This is a genomic window from Streptomyces vinaceus (genome assembly GCF_008704935.1).
Lineage (GTDB): Bacteria > Actinomycetota > Actinomycetes > Streptomycetales > Streptomycetaceae > Streptomyces > Streptomyces vinaceus.
The window spans coordinates 2,775,528-2,796,252 of sequence record NZ_CP023692.1; the positions used below are offsets into that span (position 1 = coordinate 2,775,528).

The following is a 20,725-nucleotide window of genomic DNA, read 5'->3' on the forward strand; positions in this document are numbered from 1 at the left end:
CGAATGCCCGAAATAGTACGCAGCGGGGGCGGCCGCCGTAACGGTCGCCCCCGCAGATCCCGTGCGTCGGGAGTGGGTCGGTCAGGAGTGGGTCGGTAGTGGGTCAGGAGTGGGTCAGAACTGCAGCGCCCAGGCGTCGATCTTGCCGGTGTCCGCGTTCGCGTTGTCGTTCACGCGCAGCTTCCACACCCCGTTGGCGACCTCCGAGGAGGCGTTGACGGTGTAGGTCTTGACGATGTTGTCCGCGCTGCCGCCGCTGCGGTTGTGCAGGTTGTACACCGACCCGTCGGGGGCGACCAGGTCGACCTTGAGGTCACCGATGTACGTGTGCTTGATGTCGACCGAGACGCTCAGCGCCGCCGGGGCGTTGCCCGCCACCCCGCTGACGGTGACCGGCGATTCGACGGTCGCGTTGTCGTTGACCGCGTAGTCGGCGGTGTTCTCGAAGCGCTGGCCCGGGTTGGGCGGGGTGGTGGTGCCGCCCACGTAGAGCAGGCGGTTCGGCGAGCCGGAACCGGGACCGGTCACCACGTTCGGGGTGGCCGCGGCCACCAGGCCGTCGCGGACCTGCGCCGGGGTCCCGGCCGGGTTCTGGGAGAGGTACAGCGCGGCCGCGCCCACGACGTGCGGCGTGGCCATCGAGGTGCCCGAGATGGTGTTCGTGGCGGTGTCGCCGGTGCCCCACGAGGAGGTGATGGAGGAGCCGGGGGCGAAGAGGTCCAGGACGGAGCCGTAGTTGGAGTAGCTCGCCTTGGCGTCGGTGCTGGTGGTGGCGCCCACCGTGATGGCCTCGGCGACGCGCGCCGGGGACTTGGTGCTCGCGTCGGTGGACTCGTTGCCCGCGGCCACGCCGTACGTGATGCCGGAGGCGATGGAGTTGCGGACGGCCGTGTCGAGGGCCGAGTCGGCGCCGCCGCCGAGCGACATGTTCGCCACGGCCGGCTTGACGGCGTGCTGGGTCACCCAGTCGATGCCGGCGACGACCTGCTCCGTCGTGCCGGAGCCGTTGTTGTCGAGGACGCGGACGCCGACGATCTTGGCCTTCTTGGCCACGCCGTACGAGTTGCCCGCGACGGTGCCGGCGACGTGCGTGCCGTGTCCGTGGCCGTCCTGGGCGGTGTTGTCGTTGTCGATGGCGTCGAAGCCGTAGGAGGCGCGGCCGCCGAACTCGGTGTGGCTGATGCGGACGCCGGTGTCGATGATGTACGCCGTGACGCCCTCGCCGGCCTTGTCCGGGTAGGTGTAGCTGTTGTCGAGCGGGAGCGGGTGCTGGTCGATGCGGTCCAGGCCCCAGGACGGCGGGCTGGGCTGGGTGCCCTCGGCCCCGTCGACGGTGAACGTGCGGTTCTGCACGACGGACTTGACCGCCGGGTCGGCGGCGAGCTTCCTGGCCTGCGCCTCGGAGACCTTGACGGAGTAGCCGTTGAGGGCGGCGCTGTACGTACGCCCGATGGTGGCGCCGTAGCGCCGGGCGACGGCCTTTCCGCTGTCGGCGGTGGAACGGGCGGCCGAGTCCTTCAGGGTCACGATGTAGCTCTCGGCGACCGAGCCGGGGGCGCCGGCGTTCTCGATGACGCCCTGGGGGCCCGCGTCGGCGGCGGACGCGGGTAACGCGGCGGCGGCTCCGAGCGCGAGGGCGGCGACGGCGGTCGCGCCGAGGCCGGCGATCCTCCGGCGGGTGTGGCGTATCGCGGACATGTGGGGGGTCCTCCTCGTCGTGGCGTGAAGAGCGGACGCGGGCGGGCCGGAGGCCAGGGCTCACGAGCACGCAGAATTAGGCATGCCCATGACAATGACACCCATGTTCCGCCCGGCTGCCGCTGCCGAAAGGTTGACGCACCCCCTCGCAGTCCCACAAGAGGTCAACGAACGCTTAACATCCGTGCCATACAACGGCCATGAACGAGCAAAGGCGCTCCGCACATGACGCACGCACTGCCCGGTTACGTCTGTCCCGAGGACGCCACGCGCGCGGACGTCCGGACGGCTCCCTGGTGCTGCCCGCTGTGCGGCGGACCCTGGGACCTCGACTTCACACCGGATCCGGCCAGTCCGCTCGCCCCGGCCGGCGGGCCCAACTCGCTCTGGCGTTTCGGCTCCGCGCTGCCCCTGCCGGGGGCGTTCTCCGTGACGCTCTCGGAGGGGAACACCCCGCTGGTCCCGCTCGCTGAGCGCGTTCACGCCAAGCTGGACTTCCTGATGCCGACCCTGTCGTTCAAGGACAGGGGCGCGGTGATGCTGGCGGAACTGGCCCGGCGGCTGGCTCCGGAGCGGGTGGTCGCGGACAGCAGCGGCAACGCGGGGACGGCCGTGGCGGCGTACTGCGCGCGGGCCGGACTGCAATGTGAAGTTTTCGTGCCCGAGGGCACCTCGGAGAAGAAGACGGACCAGATGCGCGCGCACGGGGCGGCGGTCCGCCTCGTACCGGGCGGCCGCGAGGCCGCGGCGGTGGCGGCCCGGGAGGCCGCCGACCTCCCGGGGGTCTTCTACGCGAGCCACGTCTTCAACCCGTATTTCCTGCACGGGACGAAGACGTACGTGTACGAGGTGTGGGAGGAGCTCGGCGGCCGGCTCCCCGAGGCCCTCGTCCTCCCCGTCGGCAACGGCACCCTGCTGCTCGGGGCCGCGCTGGCGGTGGCGGAGCTCGTCCGGCGCGGAGTGAAGCCGCCCGCGCTGATCGCCGTACAGGCGGAGGCGGTGTCCCCGCTGGCCGCGGCCTTCGCGGCGGGGGCGCAGGACGCCGACCCGGTGGAGCAGCGGCCCACCCTGGCCGAGGGGATCGCGATCCCGGCCCCGCCGCGGGCCCGGCAGATCCTGGCGGCCGTACGCGCGTCCGGCGGCACCTTCCTGACGGTCCCGGACACGGCGCTGCGCGCGGCCCGGCGGGACCTGGCCGGGCGCGGGCTCTTCGTGGAGCCGACGGCCGCCGCCTGCTGGGCGGCGGTGGGCCCGACGGCTCCGGGCGACCCCCTCCGGGGCCGCACGGCGGTCCTCCCCCTGTGCGGGGCGGGCCTGAAGTCCGGCCCGGCGTAGCCGTTCCGGATCCGGCACCCGGCACACGGCAGCCGGCAGCCGGCAGCCGGCAGCCGGCAGCCTTCCGGAGTCTCCCGCCCGGCCGCTACACGTCGGAAAATCGCCAGCCCGAACCGCGCGCACTCTGATGAACTGGGCCGATGACCACCACCGTTGATCTCGCCCGCCGTTTCGCCGCCCTCCACACCCCCGCCGCGCCGCTGGCCCTGGCCAACGCCTGGGACGTCCTCAGCGCCCGCCTCGTCGAGGCCGCCGGCGCCCCCGCCGTCGCCACCACCAGCGCCGGGGTCGCCTGGAGCCTCGGCACCCCGGACGGGGACGCCCTGAGCCGGGACCGCGCCCTCGACCTCATCGCCCGCGTGGCCGGGGCCGTCTCCGTCCCGGTGACCGCCGACATCGAGGGCGGCTTCGGCGCCGACCCGGCCGGGGTCGCCGAGACCGTCACCGGGGTCCTCGAAGCCGGCGCCGTCGGCATCAACATCGAGGACGGCACGCGGGCCCCCGCGGACCACGCGGAGCGGGTGGCGGCGGCGCGGGCCGCCGCCGACACCGCCGGGGTTCCGCTGTTCATCAACGCCCGCATCGACACCTTCCTCTTCGGTCTCGGCGAGGAGGCGGGCCGCCTCGACGAGACGCTCTCCCGCGCCGCCGCCTGCCTGCGCGCCGGCGCCTCCGGCATCTTCGTCCCCGGCGTCGTCGACCCGGCCACCGTCACCGAGCTGGTCAAGGGCATCGACGCCCCGCTCAACCTCCTCGCCGGGCCCGGCGCCCCGCCCGTCGCCGAGCTCGGCTCCCTCGGCGTCGCCCGCGTCAGCCTCGGCTCCGGGGTCGCGTCGGCCGCGTACGACGTGGTCCGGCGCGCTGCCGAGGAGCTGATCGCGGGCGGTACGTACACCGCGCTCGACGGCGGGCTGCCGTACGGCGAGCTGAACACCCTGCTCAAGGGCTGAGAGGCGCGTACCGGGGAAGCGTGTACGCGGCAACGAACCTAGGATCCCGTCATGCGCACCTCGCAGACCGCCGGGGCCGGTCCGTCACCGCAATCCGCGCCCCGCGCGATCACCGGAGCCGTCTGGACCGCCCTCGCGCTCGTCTACGTCGTCTGGGGCTCCACGTACCTGGCCATCCGGATCGTGGTGCGGACCATGCCGCCGTTCCTCTCCGCCGGGGCCCGGTTCCTCGTGGCCGGCCTGCTGCTGCTCGGCCTCGTCGCCCTGCGGTACGGGCCGGGCGCGCTGCGGGCCACCCGCGGGCAGGCCGCATCCGCGGTGGTGGTGGGCCTGCTGCTGGTCCTCGGCGGCAACGGCCTCGTCGTGCTCGCCGAGACCTCGGTGCCTTCGGGCCTGGCCGCGCTGCTGATCGCGGCCGTGCCGATGTGGCTGGTGGTGCTGCGGACCGCCACCGGCGACCGGCCGCCGCTGCGCACCCTCGGCGGCGTGCTGCTGGGGTTCGCCGGGCTCGCGGTGCTGACCGCGCCGGGCGTCACCGGCGAGGTACGGCTCTCCGGGGTGGTGCTGGTGGTCGTGGCGTCCGTGCTGTGGTCGCTGGGATCGTTCTCCGCGTCGAAGCTGTCGCTGCCGGACAACCCGTTCACGGGCAGCGGGTACCAGATGCTCGCGGGCGGGGCGGGCGGGATCGTCGTCGCCCTGGTGCGCGGCGAGCACCGCTCGCTGGACCGGGCCTCGTTCTCCACCGCCTCCTGGCTGGCGCTGGGCTACCTCGTCCTCTTCGGCTCGCTGGTGGCGTTCACGGCGTACGTCTGGCTGCTCCGGGCGGCGCCGCTGTCGCTGGTGGCCACGTACGCCTACGTCAATCCGGTCGTGGCGGTCGCGCTGGGGGCGCTGATCCTGGACGAGGCGCTGACCGTACCGATCCTGGTCGGCGGCGCGATCGTGGTGGTGGCGGTGTGCGTGATCGTCAGCACCGAGCGCAGACAGTAGCCGGGGCGGCGCCCGGCCCCGAGTGCCCCTCAGTCCCGCGCGGCCCGCTCGTACAGCGCCTTCGCCTTCTCGTCGAACAGCGCCGCCGTGGAGTCCACGTCCGTGTCGCCGCCGCTGAGCACCCCGATCAGCCGACCCGGGCTCCCCGGGCCGCCGCGGTCGGCGATCCAGGGGCTGCCGCTGGTGCCCGACCAGAAGCCCGCGCAGCCGATGTAGAGCATCGCCGGGTCCTCCTGGTAGTGGCTGGTCTGGGTGGTGCAGGAGACCGGCTTGTTCTGCGGGTTGCGGTCCGACTCCGGGTAGCCGACGACCGTCACCTCGCGCTCGTACCCCGAGGTCCAGTCGGGCTTCGGGGCCTCGTCGGCGCCGCCGACGACCTGCTGGACCGTACGGCCGTCCTCGTCCGGCTCGATGCTGAGGAAGGCGAAGTCGGCGGTGTCCTCGCCCCACCGGGTCCAGCGCTCGTCCACGTGGACCGCCCGCACCTTCCACACCCCGAGGGGCTGGCGGCCCCCGCCCTCGCCGGTGAAGGCGGGGGCGAAGGAGAGCTCGCCGATGGCCATGCCGTCGTGCGCGACCGCTCCGGGCTCGCCGTTCTCGCCCGCCGGGGCCACGCAGTGCGCGGCGGTGGCGACGACGGTGCCCTTGGGGCTGTCGACGACGCTCGCCGTGCACCAGTGCTCGCCGTTGGCCATGAGCACGCCGACGCCGGGGAAGGCGTGCACGGCGTTCAGGTCCTCGTCCGTCGCCTTGACGAAGCCCACGGCCAAGGCCGCCGCCACGGTGGCGACGGCAGCCGCGAAGGCGCCCCGGACGACGGCCTTCATCGCACGGCGGGGTCGGGCGTCGGTGCCAGCATGACCTTGCTGATCCACTCCAGAGCGCCCTCCCTCATACCGCGGACGTACGACTTCCCATTGTGCTCACCATCCTGGATCACCTGGAGCGTGGTGTGCACGGGGCCCTTCCCGTACTCCTTCATGAACTTCTCGGCCTTCTCGCGGCCGGTCTCCTTGGTGCCGATCTGGAAGTTGATGTAGACGTCCGGACCGCCTTCCTTGATCAGCTTCTCGGCGAGCTTCTCCGGGTTGTTCTCGTCCATGGCCTGCGTGTTCCCCTTCCACAGCGGGGAATCGGGGACGATGTCGACCCCGCTCGCGATGGCCGCCTTGAACCGGTCGGGGTACTTCAGGACGTGCTTGAACGCGCCGAACCCGCCCGCGGAGGAGCCCATGAAGGCCCAGCCGTCACGGGAGGTGAAGGTGCGGAAATTGGCCCGCGTGAAATCCGGGATGTCCTCGGCCATCCAGGTGCCCATCTTGGGCTCGCCGGGGATGTCGGAGGCGTCGAAGTGGTGCTTGGTGTCCGCGTTGTGCACCGGCATGATCAGGATGAAGGGCAGGCTGGTGCCGGCCTTCGCCCCGTCGCTCACGGCCTTCTGGAGGCCGAGGCCGGGTCCCGTACCCCAGTAGTTCGTGGGGTAGCCGCGGCCGCCGGGCAGGGAGATCAGGACCGGGAAGGCGCTCTTGGCGTACTTCGGGTCGTCGTACTGCTTGGGGACCCACACCCACACGTCCCCGGTGAACCCGGATTTCGCGCCGGTCAGGGTCGTCCGGCCGATCTGCGTGCCGTCGGGCAGCCGGTACGTCCGGACGAACGAGGCCTTCGGGCCGGTCGGCATGGTCACCCCCGGCCGGATCTCCTCGGCCGCGGCCGCCGACTCCTGGACCTTCCCGAAGGAGACCGGATCCCCTATGTCGGTGAAGAGCTTGTACTTGTACGCCGCGGCGCCGCCCCCGGCGGCGAGCGTGAGAGCCAGCGCACCGCTGATCAGAAGCCTGCGCAGGCGCTTGGGACGGCGGCGGCCCGTGGTCTGCGGGCCTTCCTCGGTCATGAGGTCGCCATCACCCTGAAGCTGGTCATGCTGCACGGATTTGTCCCGTTCCTTCTCCGGCGCTCCCGAAGAGCGCGGGTCGGACCGATCGGTCCCCCTTCACCCCTTACAGAGGTGTCAACGATCGGATGGGTTGCCTGGGACCGGCGGGAGGTGGTGCGGGCCACGCCGGTCCGCGGCGCCGTGCGTACGGGCTGGTCAGCCGGTGGCGGGCCGGGGCCCCTTCAGGACCTTGCTGATCCATTCCAGGGAGCCTTCCTTCATGCCCCGGACGTAGTGCCAGCCGTTGTGTTCGCCGTTCTGGATCTCGCGGATGGTCGTCTTGACGGGACCCTTGCCGTACGACTGCTGGAACGCGGTCATCCGCTCCTTCCCGGTCTCCTTGGTGCCGACCTGGAAGTTGATGTAGACCTCGGGACCGCCCGACGCGATCAGCTTCTGGGCCAGCTTCTCGGGGTCGTTCGCGTCCATCTCCGCCTGGTGGCCCTTCCAGAGCGGGGAGTCGGGAACGATCTCGCCGCCGCTGGCGATCACGGCCTTGAAGCGGTCCGGGTACTGCAGGACGGTCTTCATGCCGACGAAGGCACCGGAGGAGGAGCCCATGAAGGCCCAGCCGTCGCGGGACGCGTACGTACGGAAGTTGGCCCGGGTGAATGCCGGGACGTCCTCGGCGATCCAGGTGCCCATCTTGGGCCGGCCCGGGATGTCGGAGCCGTCGTAGTAGTACGTACTGTCCGGGTTGAGCACGGGCATGATCACGATGAACGGCAGGCTGGTGCCGGCCTTCACGCCCTCACCGATGGCCTTCTGGAGGCCGAGGCTGCGGTCGGACCAGTAGTTGCTCGGGAAGCCGTTGCCGCCGGGAAGGGCGATGAGCACCGGGAAGGCGCTCTTCTCGTACCTCGCCTCCTTGTACTCCTTCGGCGTCCAGACCCAGACGTCGCCCTCGAAGCCCGACTTCGCGCCCGCGAGGCGGGCCTTCGCGATGACCGTGCCGTCGTCGAGCTCGGCGGTCTGCCGGAAGTCGGAGCGCGGGCCGGTCGGCAGCAGTACGTCCGGATCGCCGGCGGGCGCGGCGGAGGGCGAGGGGGCGCCCGGGGAGGACGCGGCCGCGCCCGGGGTGGCGGAGGGGGCTCCGGCCGGGGCGGAGGCGGGGGCCTTGCCGAAGCTGACGGAGCCTCCGTCGCCGGAGAGCCGGTCGAGCTTCCAGGCGACGAAGCCGGCTCCGCCGAGCAGGAGTGCGAAGACCACCGCGGCGGATGTCCATGGCGCGCGGCGGGAGCGCCCGGCGGGCGGGGACTGGTGCACGAACTTCGCTCCGAACGGTCGTCGCCGTCCCGGTCGGGACGGAACGGCTGGGTGTTTCCCTGGTCCTGATGTGCGCGTCGGGCGCGCCCCGCCACGGCGGGCCGCGCCTCACCTCTGCGCGTCGAGCACCTCGGCACAGCGCCCGAGCAGGCTGATCAGCTGGTCCCGCTCCTGCGTCGAGAACGCGGCGGCGAGCGCCCGCTCGACCCGTACGGCGCCGGCGTCGGCGAGCTCCATCGCGGCCCGCCCCTCCTCCGTCAGCCGGGTCTCCAGCACGTTGCGGTGCCATTCGTGCGGGGTGCGCTCGATGAGTGCGCGCTCTTGGAGGTTCTTCAGCACGGTGTTCATCGTCGGTGGCGTCACCCCGCACAGGCGGGCGAGGGCGGCGGCCGAGATCCCCGGCTTCTCGGAGAGCCAGAGCAGCGCGGCGTACTGCGGAACCGTGACCGCAGCGGGCTTGAGCGCGGCGTTCTTGGCCGCGAGCAGCGCCTGTTCGGCGCGCTTGACGTGCGAGCCGATGCGCTCCTCGGGAGGCATGGAGGTCATGGCTGCATCCTAAGGCCCTTGCATGCATTAGAGCTCTAACTTATCTTCGTGCTCACCTACACGGAAGAGGACACCTGCTGTGCTGAAGAAGCTCCTGCCCGCGACCCTCCTGACCCTGACCACGGCCACGGCGCTCACGCTGGGCGCGGTCCCGGCGGCGCAGGCGGCCCCGGCCGCGCCCGCGCCGTCCCCCGCGTACGCCTCGCCGGCCTCGGACAGCCGCGTCTCCACGGCCTTCACCCTCCCCGGCGCGAAGGTCTACCCCGAGGGCATCGCCACCGACCCGCGCACCCGTACCGTCTACGTGGGCTCGTACGCCGACGGCACCGTCTACCGGGCCCGCCCGGGCGCGCGCACCGCCGAGGTGTTCCTGCCCGCCGGCACCGACGGCCGCCACACGGCCAACGGCCTGCGCGTCGACGCCCGCGGCCGGCTGTGGGTGACCGACTCCACCTCCGGGGTGGCCGTCTACGACACGGACTCCGGCCGGCGCCTCGCCCACTTCGAGGTCGCCGGGGCCGGCGCGCTCTTCGTCAACGACCTGACCATCACCCCCGACGGCACCGCCTACCTGACGGACAGCGTGCGCTCGGTGATCTACCGGGTCACCCCGGCCCAGCTGGCGGCCGGCTCGGGCGCGCTGTTCCCCGCGTACGACCTGAAGGGCCACCTCACCCCGTCCCCGGCGGGCAGCTTCGCCCTCAACGGCATCGTCTCGGACCCGGCGGGCCGCTATCTGCTGGCCGTGGACATGACCGCGGGCGACCTCCACCGCATCGACCTGCGCACCGGCGCGATCTCCCGCGTCGCCCTCCGGGGCGGCGACCTCGTCCACGCCGACGGGCTGGACCTCGCGCCCGACGGCACCCTGCGCGTGGCCCACAACACCACGAACACCCTGACCCGGTGGCAGGTCAGCCCGGACGGCACCCGGGCCCGGCTGACCCGGACGATCACGGACCCCTCGCTTCAGATCCCGACCACGCTGACCCACACCCCGGGCCGCACGCTCGTGGTCCGGTCCCAGTTCGACAAGGGCGGCCCGATGGGCGAGGGCACGCCGACGACGTTCACGATCGCCTCCGTGCGGGGCTTCTAGGACGCGCGCCCGGCGCAGCCGCAGTCCCTCAGCCGGCGGCGCCCAGGCGGGCCTGTTCGTCCTCGACGATGCGCCGGGCCAGCGAGGTGTCCGAGACGTCGACCGCCTCGGGCGCCGCCTCCGCCACCACGCTGCGCCGGGCGTACGCGTCGAAGAGCCGCGCCTTGCGGTCCAGTACCTCCAGCATCCGCCGGTCCACCCCGTCCGTGGCGAGCAGCCGGTGCACCCGTACCGCGCGCACCTGGCCTATCCGGTGCGCGCGGGCCACGGCCTGCTGCTCCATGGTCGGCTTGACCTGCGGCTCGCACAGGATCACCACGGAGGCTGCCTGGAGGTTGATCCCGACGCCGCCCGCCTCGATCTGCGCGAGCAGCACCGCGTGCCCGGCCGCCGCGCCGAACCCGTCCACGAGCCGCTGGCGGCGGGCGGGCGGCACGCTCCCCGAGATCGGCCCGAAGAGGCGGCCGCTGCCCGCCTGCGCCGGCCGGCCGAGCGCGTCCTCGACCGCCCCGAGCACCTCGCGGAAGGCGGAGAACACCACGACCTTCAGTCCGCCCGCGGCGGCCTCCGCCACCAGCTCGCGCAGCCGCGCCAGCTTCGCCGACTTCTCCGGCCTCGCGTACGCGGCCCGGCGCATCGCCATGAAGTTGCCGGCCCGCACCGCCGACCGGTACGCCTCGCGGTCGGCGGAGCTCAGCTCCTCCCACTCGTCGGTCCACTGGAGCGCGGGCAGTTCGGCCAGTACGTCGCGCTGGTTGCGCCGCAGGTACGCGGGCGCCACCGCCTCGCGGAACGCCCTGGACCCGGCCACCGTGTCGACCTCGCCGATCCCGGAGGCCGCCTCGGGCCGCAGGATCCGTACGAGACTGCGGAACTCGGAGACCCGGTTCTCCATCGGGGTGCCGGTGAGGAAGAGGACGTACGCACAGCACTCGGCCCAGGCGGCCACGGCGAGGGAGCGCTGCGCCCGCGGGTTCTTCACGTGGTGGGCCTCGTCCACGACCAGCATCCCCAACTCCTGCGCCACGCCTCCGGGGAACCCGGCCAGCGCCTGGAAGGTCGTCACCGCCACCCCGCCCTCCGCCCGCCAGTCCGCGAAGGCGTCGTGCCGGCCGGGGCCGTGCAGGGGGACGGCGCGCAGGGCGCTGCGCCCCTCGATCTCGCGGATCCAGTTGATCAGGACGCCGGCCGGGCAGACCACGAGGAAGTGGCGGTGACCCTGGGCCGCGAGGTGCGCGAGGGCGGCGAGTGCCTGGATCGTCTTGCCCAGTCCCATCTCGTCGCCGAGGATCACCCGCCGCTGGGCGAGCGCGAAGCGGGCGCCGAAGGACTGGTACCCGCGCAGCGAGACCCTGCGGTACGTGCCGTCCAGGGCCTGGGCGCGGACGCGTTCGGCCAGCGCCTCGGGCAGGAACCCCTGGGCGGCGGCCGGGTCGGCGCCGCCGCCGTCCCGTTCGGTGATCTCCGCGAGGAGGCCGTAGTACTCGGCGGAGCGCAGTTCGAAGCCGACCCAGGCGGCCGCCTCGTCGGCGGGGCGGCGCAGCAGGTCCACCGAGGCCTGCCCGAGCAGGACGGGTACCCCGTCGGCGGCGGCGCGCTCCGTCCGCCGGCCGATCTCGGTGAGGGCGGCCAGCGCCCGCGCGCGCCGCTCGCGGCCCGCGAACCACCGGCTCACCCGGTCGGCGGCGGGCCGGGCGTCGGTGAGCAGCGGTCCGATCCCGGCGTCGAGGGCCGTGGCCGCCTCGACGGCGCGGCGGGCGTCGGGCCCGGCTTCGACGAGGGGGTGCAGGGCGGCGACCAGAGCGGTGGTCCGGGGCTCCGGGCGGTCCACGTCGAGGTGGACCGCGACGGTCTCCCAGGCGGCTTCGGCGAGCTGGCGGGCGGCGCCGAGCGCCTGGTCGGCGCTGCGCTGCCCGACCCCGGGGATCTGGCGCAGCCGGTGGCGCCCGGCGTCCAGTACGCGCTGCACGGTGTCGAACCCGGCCGCCTCGACGGCGGCCACGGTCTCCGCCCGCAGCCGGCCCTCGGTGACGTGGGCCAGCCGGTCGACGGGGATCCGCCGCAGCTCGGAGCGGGCGAGGCCGGCGTGGAGGGGGGCCCAGGCCTCCCGTACGGCCTCCACGGCCCGCCGGTGGTCGGCCAGCAGCGCCCCGGCCGCCGCGTGGAGCCGCTCGCCCGCGCCGATCACCTCGGCCGCCGCCTTGCGCCGCATGCCCCTCACCCCCCGACTGCTCCCGACCGCTCCGGGTAACGACTGCACGCAACCTACCGCCGCCGGCGGGGTCCCCCGCGACGTGCGCCCGGCGGCCGGAAGCCCGCGGACAGGAGCGCGAACGGGGACAGGAGCAGAATGAAGGGGTGTTTCCGCACGAACCCGAATCAATCCATTCGGGGAGGCCGAACGTATCCAATGACGTGCAGAGAATGGGCCTCCCGCTCGGGCGTGCGCCGGACGAAGCGTTGCTGTCGGGCCTGGCGACGGGCGATCCCGAGATCGCCGTCGCGTTCGTGCGCCGCTTCCAGCGCACGGTCTTCGGCGTGGCCATCGCCGTGGTCGGCGACGCCCAGCTCGCCGAGGACATAGCGCAGCAGACGTTCGAGCGGGCGTGGAAGCACGCGCAGGTCTACGACTCGCGCCGAGGGTCGGTACGGACCTGGCTGACGGCGATCGCGCACCATCTGGCGATCGACGCCGTCCGGGCCCGCCGGGCCAATCCCGTGGCCCCGGAGGACCTGGACGCCCTCCTCGACATCGTGACGGAGACCCCCGAGCAGCACGCCGTCGCGGCCGAGACCTCGGCCGGGGTACGGGCGGCCGTGGCGGCCCTGCCCCGGGAGCAGGCCCGCGCGCTGGTGATGGCGGGCATCTACGGGTTGACCGCACAGCAGATCGCCGACATGGAGCAGGTCCCGCTGGGGACCGCGAAGACGCGGATCCGGACGGCGATGCACAAGCTCCGCAGGACCCTGGGGAGCGAGGAGAGCCGGCGATGAGCGAGATGACCTGCGAGCAGCTGAGGGAACTCGACGCCGAGCTGGCGCTGGGCATCCTTCCGGCCCGCGAGCGCGCCCGTGCGGTCGCCCACCTGGACCACTGCCCCGGCTGCCGGGAGCACATCGAGCAGCTGGCCGTGGTCGGCGACGACCTGCTCGGCCTGCTGCCGGGGACGGAACCCCCCGTCGGCTTCGAGAGCCGGGTCACGGCCCTCCTCCAGCCGCCCTCCCCGGCGCCGGCCCCCACGCGGTCGCCCGGCCGGCGGTGGCTGCTGCGGCCCCGGGTCGCGGCCGTGGCCGCCGCCCTGGCCGTGGCCTGCGGCTTCGGCGGCTGGGCGGCGGGCACCGCGATCGAACAGGCCTCGGCGCCCGTCTCCCCGACGGCCCGCGCGGGCGTCCAGCTGCTCCAGGCCCCGCTGATCACGGGCGGCCGGGAGGTGGGCCGGGTCTTCGCCCACCCGGGCGCGCAGGGCTGGGTGTACATGTCGGTGGACCTGGAGAAGCCGATGCCCGAGATCTCCTGCGTCCTCGACCACAAGGACGGCACGATGACCCGCCTGGGCACGTTCTCCCTGGCCGACGGCTACGGCTACTGGGTCGCGACGACCGACGTCAACGCCACCACCCTCACCGGTGCCCGCCTCCTCACCCCGGAGGGCTCGCTCCTGGCATCGGCCCACTTCGCGCAGCCCGCCGCCGCGTGAGGGTCAGGTGACGGTCAGGGTCAGGGTGGCCGGGGCGGCGGTGGGCGTGCGGGGGATCCTGATGCGGGTGGTGCCCGGGTGGACCGCGCGGAGCTCCCATTCGCGGTGGCCGGTGCCCGTCACGTTGCTGACGCGGATCAGCAGGACGGCATCGCCCTCGGCGGTGGGTTCCGGTCCGCCTTCCGGGAGGGGCAGGCGGAGCCTGGCCGTCTGCCCGACGGTGAGCCGGCCCGCGAAGCCGTCGTCGGCCCCGGTCAGGACGCGGCCCTGCGCCGGGGGCTGCGTAGCGGCCGCCGTGGCCCGCGTACCGCCCTCCGGATCACCGGTGCCGCCCGTATCGCCCGTATCGCCCGTACCGCCCGCGCCCGACGCGTGCGTCCCCTTCTGCGGCGGACGCGCCCCGCCGCCCCCGCACCCCGTGAAAGCGAGGGCGAGGGCGGCGAGGCACACCAGGCGGCGGTCAGCCACCGTCACGCACGTTGAAGCGCAGCAGTACGTCGACCTGGTTCAGCAGCTGGTTCCGCGTCGACGCCGGGTTGTTGTGGACGGCCTCGGCGTTCGCCACCGCCGCCCCGAAGGTCGAGTCCGGCTGCCGGTCGCCGTCGGTGTCGACCGGCGTGGACAGGTCGTACGACCCGTTCGCGAAGTTGAGCCACGCCGCGAGCAGCTGCTGGGAGAGCAGCGGCCTCGGCTCCGGGGAGCCCGAGCCGAGGATCGCGTACGCCTGGGCGTCGGTGAGCGGCCCGTACACGGCGCTCATGAACGAGGCGACGCCCAGCAGGCAGGCCCGCTGCGCGGCCGTGAAGTGCTTCGGAGAGGGCCCGCCGAACTCCTTCATCCAGTACGCCTGGTTGTGCGCCCACTTCACATTGCCGGTGGTGATGACGGAGGCGGTGTCGGAGGCGGAGCCGCCGTCGTCGTCGGTGCTGGTCAGCGTCAGCGTGGACAGGCAGGCCGCCGGGTACGCGTGCGACCTCGTCGCCGTCACGTCGCGCGGCTGGACGGAGGGGCTCGGGTCCGGGTCGGTGGCCGGCGGGTTCACCAGCGAGACCAGGCCGTCCGAGGCGCCGTCGCCCCACAGCCAGTTCAGGGTCAGGTCGTCGCTGCCCGGGTCGGCCGAGGCGCCGGTGACGGCGACCGGGGTGCCGGCGTGGGCGATGAAGGCCTTCTGCCCGTTGTAGGCCGTCTGCCCGTCGCCCGAGATCGCCGCGGTCGGGGCGGTGTTGGAGACCGTCGCGTCGACGGTCCGGCAGGTCCTCGTGTCGTCGTCGCTGCCGCAGACCTCGACGGGGAAGGTCCCGTCGTCCCCGTACGTGTGCTCCGCGGTGAAGGTCAGCGTCGCGTCCGGGCGGTCGTTCTCCGGCGTGCCGGCGAGCTCCTGCGGGCCCGCGCCGTCCTTCCAGTCGACGGTGGCGGTCAGCGGGTCGAGCCAGCCCGCGTCGCTGATCCGGCCCGTGAGGGTGATCGGGCTGTTCTCCCCGGCCGGGGTGACCGGGTCGAGCGTCACGACCGGTGCGGCGTTCGCGACGGTGACCGTCGTCGCGTCGGTGTCGGTGTTGCCGGCGGCGTCGGTCACCTTCAGCCCGACGGGGAAGACGCCGTCCCGGCCCACCGCGCCGAAGGTGGCGGTGACCCCGGTGGCGTCGTCGTACTGGCCGTCGTTGTCGAGGTCCCAGGCGTAGGAGGCCGGGTTCCCGGCCGAGGGCGCGGTCCCCTTGGTGGAGCCGGCCGCGCTGAGGGTGACGTCCGTACCCTCGTTCGCCGTGTAGGGACCGCCCGCCTTCGCGGTCGGCAGACAGGCGGCCGGGACGGTCTCGTCGGCGGTCACGGTGGTCTGGTCGGTGCTGGACGCGGCGTTGGCGCCCATGCCGCGGCCGGCGAAGACCCGCCACAGCAGGCACTGGTTGGCGCCCGCGTTGTTGGTCATGTCGGCGGCCAGGATGCCGTCGCGCGCGTCGAGGTAGCTCGGGGTGCTGACGGTGTTCTTCATGCCGTCGACGACGAGCTGCTGGGTGAACGCGACGCCTTTCGCCTCGCGGATGTCGTACACCGTCGCGGCCCAGATCTCGCCGTTGCGGTGCACGCCGCGGGCGGGGTTGAAGGTGCCCCACTTCTCGGTGGACGTGTCGTAGGCCTGCGAACGGATGCCGGTGGAGGTGTTCCCGGTGACGTACTCTCCGACCGTCGCGTCGCCCCACTTGAGGAAGGAGATCGTATCGCTCCAGCCCTCCCCGAGGGCCCCGGTCTGGGGGCCGTCGCCGAGGTTGCCGCCGCCGACGAGGCGGCTGGAGACGCCGTGTCCGTACTCGTGCGCGATGACGTCTCCGTCGAGCGAACCGTCGCGGTACGGCCGGCCCGGCGGCTGCCACATGTACATCTGCATGCGCGGGCTGGTGCCGTCCCCGGGGGTGCCGAAGTTGGCGTTGTTCGTACAGCGGATCTTGTTCGGCGGCGTGGCGTCGTCGAGGCAGCCGAGGTCCCAGCCGTCCTGCGCCTCGGCAAGGACGGGGTCGTTGCCCGAGCCGCCGCGGCCGAAGTTGTTCACCTGGAAGTTGCGCGACGCCTCGTCGAACCCGAGGTCGTAGAGGTAGTCGTGCATCACGTTGGTGTAGTAGAAGAGCTGCGTGATGACCGGGTTGACGTCGGCGTCGAGGTTGGCCTGCGTGGCGCTGGCGTTGGTGCGCCAGGTGTCGTTGAACGTGTAGTCGAAGTGCTGGTGGTTCGGGTCGCCGCTCGCCGGGGACTGTGGGCGCAGCGCGTCGTTCCCGGTGTCCGGGACCGTGTTGTCGCCGTCCTCGTCCCGGTACGCGTTGGCGTTGTTGCCCTGGGTCAGGCGGTCCGCGACCCAGGAGCCGTCGCGGCCGGTGAACGGGGTGACGGTGCGGGTGGCGCCGGCGATGTCGGGGTGCTGGGCCGTGAAGACGGTGCCCTGGGGGCCGGCGTGGTGGTAGCGGCTCTGACGGCTGAGGACCCGGCCGTCGGCGGCGTCGACCACCGTCTCGTACCAGGAGGTGCCGGAGACCTCGATGTCGGTGAGCCAGGCGGGACGCAGCTCGCGGCCGGAGTCGGCGGGGAACCAGACCAGCTCGGCGGTGACGTCGTTGGGCTTCGTGAGGCGCTTGGCGTAGACGTTCTTGAACTTCTGCCGGCCCTTGTCGCGGTTGTCGGTGCCGGTCAGCGCGTGCTGGGGGCGGGCGCCCTGCGCCTCGGCCGCCTGGTCGAGGGCCTGCTGGGCCGTCAGCTCGACGGTGCCGGCGGGTTCGGCGGTGACGACGGCGCCGCCGAGGATCACGAGGCGGCCGCGCTTGTCGACGGTGGCGGTGAGGAGCCCGCCGTGGACGCGCATGCCGTCGATGCTCTGGCCGATGGTCACCTGGCGGGCCCCGTTGTGCCGGGTGGGGTACGAGGAGACGACGACGAGCTGCTCGGCCTGCCGGGCGGTGAGGCCGAACTCCCCGCGGTCGTCGCGTACGTAGGCGAGCGCGACGTGCTCGGGGGCCTGCCCGGACGGCGGGGTCAGGTACCCCCCGGAGTTGAAGATCATCCGGGCGTGGCCGGTGGCGGGGTCGCGCCGGACGGTCGGATCGGCAGGATCGGCGGCGCCCGGGGGCGCAGCAGCGGCCAGTCCGGGGGCGAGGGCCAACAACAGGCCGGTGGTGGTCACCGCGGTCCACAACCGCGTGCGCAATCGCCATCTGGTCACGGCCTGAGCCTCCCGAGCGCCCACGCTCCCCCCGGGTCTGCTGTCGAGACCGCGTGCGCTCCGTGACCCTACTCACCAAGATCCACCCGTCAACGAGCCCCGCCGCCCACCCGTCCGGCCCCACCCCGTTTGCGCGCGCCGAGCCCCCGTGCTCGGGCACCACCCCGAAGCGAGGCCTCTGCGGACTGTTGCGGACAACAGAAGGGCCTGACCTGCATCCGCGCACCGATCCAGCACGGTGCGGGTTCATCCAGCACATCCAGCACCACGGGAGAGTGGTGTACACATGGCACACTCGGTACGCTTGAGCGCATGACGCAGCCACTGCCCATAGAGTCCATCCGCGACGTGCGCGCCCACCTGGCGGAAGTCGTGGAGCGTGCGGACCGCGACGACGTACCCACGGTCATCACGCGCCGGGGCAAGGAAGTCGCCGCCGTCGTCTCCATCGAGGTGCTGCGCAAGTACCAGGAGTGGGAAGAGCGCGAGATCAACCGGATCATCGACGAGCGCATGGCCAACCCGGCACCCGGCATCCCGATCGAGGACGTCATGAGGGAGACGCTGGCGCGCGGTGAGTGAGTACCGGACCGTCTTCCGACCGGAGGCGCAGGCCGAGCTTCGGAAGATCCCTCGCGACGTGGCGCTGCGCATCCTGGCCAAGCTGACCGAGCTGGAGAGCGATCCCCTCGGGTTCAACACCACCGCACTCGTGTCGCAGCCGGAACGCCGTCGGCTGCGAGTCGGCGACTACCGGGTCGTCTACACGATCGACAACGGAGAGCTCGTGGTGTGGGTCGTCCATGTGGGACACAGGTCTACCGTTTACGAGACCTGATTGCCGCTGACCCCGCGTCAGAATATCCAGCACCCATCCAGCACGGTGACGGCGAAGGGGTCGGACTCGACAGAGTCCGACCCCTTCTGACCTGCATGTTTGCCACGTCAGCGACGTGGTGTTATTTCATCCGCTCAGACGTTGAAGCGGAATTCGACCACGTCGCCGTCCTGCATGACGTAGTCCTTGCCCTCCATGCGGGCCTTGCCCTTGGCGCGGGCTTCGGGGACCGAGCCGCATTCGACCAGGTCCGCGAAGGAGATGACCTCGGCCTTGATGAAGCCGCGCTGGAAGTCGGTGTGGATCACGCCGGCCGCCTCGGGGGCCGTGGCGCCCTGCTTGATCGTCCAGGCGCGGGTTTCCTTCGGGCCGGCCGTCAGGTAGGTCTGCAGGCCCAGCGTGGCGAAGCCGACGCGGCCGAGGGTGGCGAGGCCCGGCTCGTCCTGGCCGACCGACTGGAGGAGCTCCAGGGCCTCCTCGTCGTCCAGCTCCGAGAGGTCCTGCTCCAGCTTGGCGTTGAGGAAGATCGCCTCCGCCGGGGCCACCAGCGCGCTCTGCTCCGCCTTGAAGGCGTCGTCCACCAGCTCGTCCTCGTCCACGTTGAACACGTAGAGGAACGGCTTCGTCGTCAGCAGGTGCAGCTCGTGCAGCAGGTCGCCCTGCTCCGTGCCCTTCGTGATGCCGTGCGAGAAGAGGGTGTCGCCCGCTTCGAGGATCTTTTGGGCCTTCTCGACCGCCGCCAGGACCGCGACCTTGTCCTTCTGGAGGCGGGACTCCTTCGTCAGGCGCGGCACCGCCTTCTCGATGGACTGGAGGTCGGCGAGGATCAGCTCGGTGTTGATCGTCTCGATGTCGTCCTTCGGCGAGACCTTGCCGTCGACGTGCACGACGTTCTCGTCCTTGAAGGCACGGATGACCTGGCAGATCGCGTCCGACTCACGGATGTTCGCCAGGAACTTGTTGCCCAGGCCCTCACCCTCCGAGGCGCCGCGCACGATGCCCGCGATGTCGACGAAGTCGACCGTCGCCGGCAGGACGCGCTGCGAGCCGAAGATGCCGGCGAGGACGGCCAGGCGCGGGTCCGGGACGCCGACGACGCCGACGTTCGGCTCGATGGTGGCGAACGGGTAGTTGGCCGCCAGCACGTCGTTCTTGGTCAGGGCGTTGAACAGGGTCGACTTGCCGACATTCGGCAGGCCGACGATTCCGATCGTGAGCGACACGTTGGCGACTTCCCGTAGCTGGAGGGGGCGGCGGCCCGGGAGTGGGCCACCGGACAGTTTACTTTCCGATGAGTGGCACTCGTTGTACGCGTGTCCCCACACCGATACCGCGCTCGGCCCGCCTAGCGTGGTGGGGTGGAGCACTACAAGACGCGTTCGGTGGATCACCCGCAGCGACAGCAGCCGGAGCGGGCGCCGCTGCGGCGCCCGGACCGGCCCATCGGCGGCGTACCCGCCCAGGGCGGCGGCGGCCGGCCGCGGCCCGCGGCCGCCCGGGGGGTGCGCGTACGGATGCCCAGGCCCCGGCTGACCGGGCTCGGCGGCGGGCTGTTCGCCTGCGTCGCGATGACCCTGGCCGGCGGGGTCTCCTGGCTGCTCTTCGGCGGCTCGCTGCTCGCGTACGGGCTGCTCTTCCTGCCCGTCGCGGCCGCCACCGCCCTCTGGGTGCGCCCCGCCGACCTGATCACCGCGCCGATCTCCGCGCCGATCGCCTTCGCCGCCGGAGTCTGGCCGATCTCCGGCGGCTCCGGCGGCTTCGGCGCGGAGGTCATGGGCATCGTGTCCGCCCTGTCGCTGCACGCCGGCTGGCTGTACGGCGGGACCCTCGTCTCGGCGCTGATCGTCGTCGTGCGCAAGGCCGTGCTCATCTCCCGGCGCAGGCTCCCGCGCCGGACGGCCTGATCACCTCACTGCTTCAGGCCGCGCGCCGCCATTGCCGCCCCCACGATCCCCGCGTTGTTCTGGAGCTTCGCCGGCACGATCTCGGCCCGTACGTCCTCGATCAGCGGAAGGAACTTCTCCGGCTTGCGGCTGACGCCGCCGCCGATGATGAACAGGTCCGGGGAGAAGAGCATCTCCACGTGCTCCAGGTACCGCTGCACCCGGTGCGCCCAGCGCTCCCAGGTCAGGTCCCCGTCCTCCTTGGCCTTGACCGACGCCCGCTTCTCCGCGTCGTGGCCCTTGAGCTCCAGGTGGCCGAGCTCGGTGTTCGGCACGAGCCGGCCGTCCGTGAACAGCGCGCTGCCGATGCCCGTGCCCAGCGTCAGCATGATCACCGTCCCGCCGCGGCCCTTGCCCGCGCCGTAAGTCATCTCCGCGATCCCGGCCGCGTCCGCGTCGTTGAGCACCGTGACCGGCTGGCCTCCGAGCCGCTGCGAGAGCAGGGTGGCCGTGTCGACGCCGATCCAGCCCTTGTCCATGTTGGCCGCCGTCCGGGTCACCCCGCCGGTGACCACCCCCGGGAACGTCACCCCCACCGGTCCGTCCCAGTCGAAGTGGCGCACCACCTCGACGACACAGCCGGCCACCCCGTCGGGGGTGGCCGGCTGCGGTGTCAGTACCTTGTGGCGCTCCTGCGCCAGCTCGCCACGGTCCAGGTCCGCGGGAGCGCCCTTGATCCCGGAACCGCCGATGTCCACACCGAAGATCTGCATGGACACACCG

At 72.7% G+C, this 20,725-nt stretch carries 19 protein-coding genes; 9 read left to right on the forward strand and 10 right to left on the reverse strand.

Translation table 11 applies throughout. The features are described 5' to 3' along the window. Positions 1 to 114: 114 nt before the first annotated feature. Positions 115 to 1,698, reverse strand: coding sequence for a S8 family peptidase (locus CP980_RS12140; protein ID WP_132756473.1), 1,584 nt, complete (start codon positions 1,696 to 1,698; stop codon positions 115 to 117). Between the two features lie 225 nt (positions 1,699 to 1,923). Between CP980_RS12140 and CP980_RS12145 the strand changes: the two genes are divergently transcribed. The 3 genes from CP980_RS12145 to CP980_RS12155 all read left to right on the forward strand — a co-directional run bounded on the left by CP980_RS12145 (position 1,924) and on the right by CP980_RS12155 (position 4,973). Continuing rightward, positions 1,924 to 3,033 (forward strand): pyridoxal-phosphate dependent enzyme, encoded by a 1,110-nt coding sequence (locus CP980_RS12145; RefSeq protein ID WP_132756471.1) that lies wholly within the window; start codon positions 1,924 to 1,926, stop codon positions 3,031 to 3,033. A gap of 140 nt (positions 3,034 to 3,173) precedes the next feature. Further along, positions 3,174 to 3,983, forward strand: coding sequence for an isocitrate lyase/PEP mutase family protein (locus CP980_RS12150; RefSeq protein WP_150528152.1), 810 nt, complete (start codon positions 3,174 to 3,176; stop codon positions 3,981 to 3,983). Between the two features lie 51 nt (positions 3,984 to 4,034). Further along, entirely contained in the window at positions 4,035 to 4,973 is a 939-nt protein-coding gene (locus tag CP980_RS12155; protein WP_150528153.1) for an EamA family transporter, read from the forward strand. A gap of 29 nt (positions 4,974 to 5,002) precedes the next feature. On the opposite strand, the gene CP980_RS12160 is transcribed toward CP980_RS12155, so the two are convergent. The 4 genes from CP980_RS12160 to CP980_RS12175 form a co-directional block, all read right to left on the reverse strand. Beyond that, positions 5,003 to 5,800 carry a trypsin-like serine peptidase gene (locus tag CP980_RS12160; RefSeq protein ID WP_132756465.1) on the reverse strand — a complete coding sequence of 266 codons (798 nt, stop codon included), beginning with the start codon at positions 5,798 to 5,800 and terminating at the stop codon, positions 5,003 to 5,005. Beyond that, positions 5,797 to 6,867, reverse strand: a complete 1,071-nt coding sequence (locus CP980_RS12165) for an alpha/beta hydrolase (RefSeq protein WP_229906938.1) — start codon at positions 6,865 to 6,867, stop codon at positions 5,797 to 5,799. The genes CP980_RS12160 and CP980_RS12165 overlap by 4 nt, the downstream gene beginning before the upstream one ends. A 198-nt stretch (positions 6,868 to 7,065) precedes the next feature. Beyond that, positions 7,066 to 8,118: an alpha/beta hydrolase gene (locus tag CP980_RS12170; protein WP_308439340.1), complete on the reverse strand. Its 1,053-nt coding sequence runs from the start codon at positions 8,116 to 8,118 to the stop codon at positions 7,066 to 7,068. A 165-nt stretch (positions 8,119 to 8,283) separates the two neighbouring features. Then, complete coding sequence (locus CP980_RS12175) at positions 8,284 to 8,721, reverse strand: MarR family winged helix-turn-helix transcriptional regulator (RefSeq protein WP_180291017.1); 438 nt, start codon at positions 8,719 to 8,721, stop codon at positions 8,284 to 8,286. A 79-nt stretch (positions 8,722 to 8,800) separates the two neighbouring features. Here CP980_RS12175 and CP980_RS12180 point away from each other — a divergent pair, with 79 nt between their 5' ends. Next, complete coding sequence (locus tag CP980_RS12180; RefSeq protein ID WP_150528155.1) at positions 8,801 to 9,820, forward strand: SMP-30/gluconolactonase/LRE family protein; 1,020 nt, start codon at positions 8,801 to 8,803, stop codon at positions 9,818 to 9,820. 28 nt (positions 9,821 to 9,848) lie between these two features. Here the strand turns inward: CP980_RS12180 and CP980_RS12185 are convergent, their stop codons facing one another. Then, positions 9,849 to 12,032: a DEAD/DEAH box helicase gene (locus tag CP980_RS12185; RefSeq protein ID WP_150528156.1), complete on the reverse strand. Its 2,184-nt coding sequence runs from the start codon at positions 12,030 to 12,032 to the stop codon at positions 9,849 to 9,851. Positions 12,033 to 12,244: 212 nt separating this feature from the next. Here CP980_RS12185 and CP980_RS12190 point away from each other — a divergent pair, with 212 nt between their 5' ends. Both CP980_RS12190 and CP980_RS12195 read left to right on the forward strand, forming a co-directional pair. Next, a complete protein-coding gene (locus CP980_RS12190; protein ID WP_099889679.1) occupies positions 12,245 to 12,814 on the forward strand; it encodes an RNA polymerase sigma factor in 570 nt (189 codons plus the stop codon). After that, a complete protein-coding gene (locus CP980_RS12195) occupies positions 12,811 to 13,518 on the forward strand; it encodes a hypothetical protein (protein WP_132756457.1) in 708 nt (235 codons plus the stop codon). The genes CP980_RS12190 and CP980_RS12195 overlap by 4 nt, the downstream gene beginning before the upstream one ends. A gap of 3 nt (positions 13,519 to 13,521) precedes the next feature. Here CP980_RS12195 and CP980_RS12200 read toward each other — a convergent pair whose 3' ends face one another. Further along, positions 13,522 to 13,986: a hypothetical protein gene (locus tag CP980_RS12200; RefSeq protein WP_150528157.1), complete on the reverse strand. Its 465-nt coding sequence runs from the start codon at positions 13,984 to 13,986 to the stop codon at positions 13,522 to 13,524. Beyond that, entirely contained in the window at positions 13,979 to 17,221 is a 3,243-nt protein-coding gene (locus CP980_RS12205) for a M36 family metallopeptidase (protein WP_150528158.1), read from the reverse strand. Before CP980_RS12205 ends, CP980_RS12200 begins: the two co-directional genes overlap by 8 nt. Positions 17,222 to 17,533: 312 nt before the next feature. On the opposite strand from CP980_RS12205, the gene CP980_RS12210 reads away from it, so the two are divergent. Further along, positions 17,534 to 17,803, forward strand: a complete 270-nt coding sequence (locus CP980_RS12210; RefSeq protein ID WP_071271322.1) for a type II toxin-antitoxin system Phd/YefM family antitoxin — start codon at positions 17,534 to 17,536, stop codon at positions 17,801 to 17,803. After that, the gene (locus CP980_RS12215) at positions 17,796 to 18,059 is read left to right on the forward strand and encodes a type II toxin-antitoxin system RelE family toxin (protein WP_132756451.1); all 264 of its coding nucleotides are present in this window, start codon (positions 17,796 to 17,798) and stop codon (positions 18,057 to 18,059) included. Before CP980_RS12210 ends, CP980_RS12215 begins: the two co-directional genes overlap by 8 nt. 134 nt (positions 18,060 to 18,193) lie before the next feature. Here CP980_RS12215 and ychF read toward each other — a convergent pair whose 3' ends face one another. Then, complete coding sequence (gene ychF, locus CP980_RS12220; RefSeq protein ID WP_099889686.1) at positions 18,194 to 19,282, reverse strand: redox-regulated ATPase YchF; 1,089 nt, start codon at positions 19,280 to 19,282, stop codon at positions 18,194 to 18,196. A 135-nt stretch (positions 19,283 to 19,417) separates the two neighbouring features. On the opposite strand from ychF, the gene CP980_RS35085 reads away from it, so the two are divergent. Further along, entirely contained in the window at positions 19,418 to 19,963 is a 546-nt protein-coding gene (locus CP980_RS35085; RefSeq protein WP_165937266.1) for a DUF6542 domain-containing protein, read from the forward strand. Positions 19,964 to 19,968: 5 nt separating this feature from the next. Here CP980_RS35085 and ppgK read toward each other — a convergent pair whose 3' ends face one another. Beyond that, positions 19,969 to 20,715: a polyphosphate--glucose phosphotransferase gene (gene ppgK / locus CP980_RS12230; RefSeq protein WP_132756449.1), complete on the reverse strand. Its 747-nt coding sequence runs from the start codon at positions 20,713 to 20,715 to the stop codon at positions 19,969 to 19,971. Positions 20,716 to 20,725 lie beyond the last annotated feature (10 nt).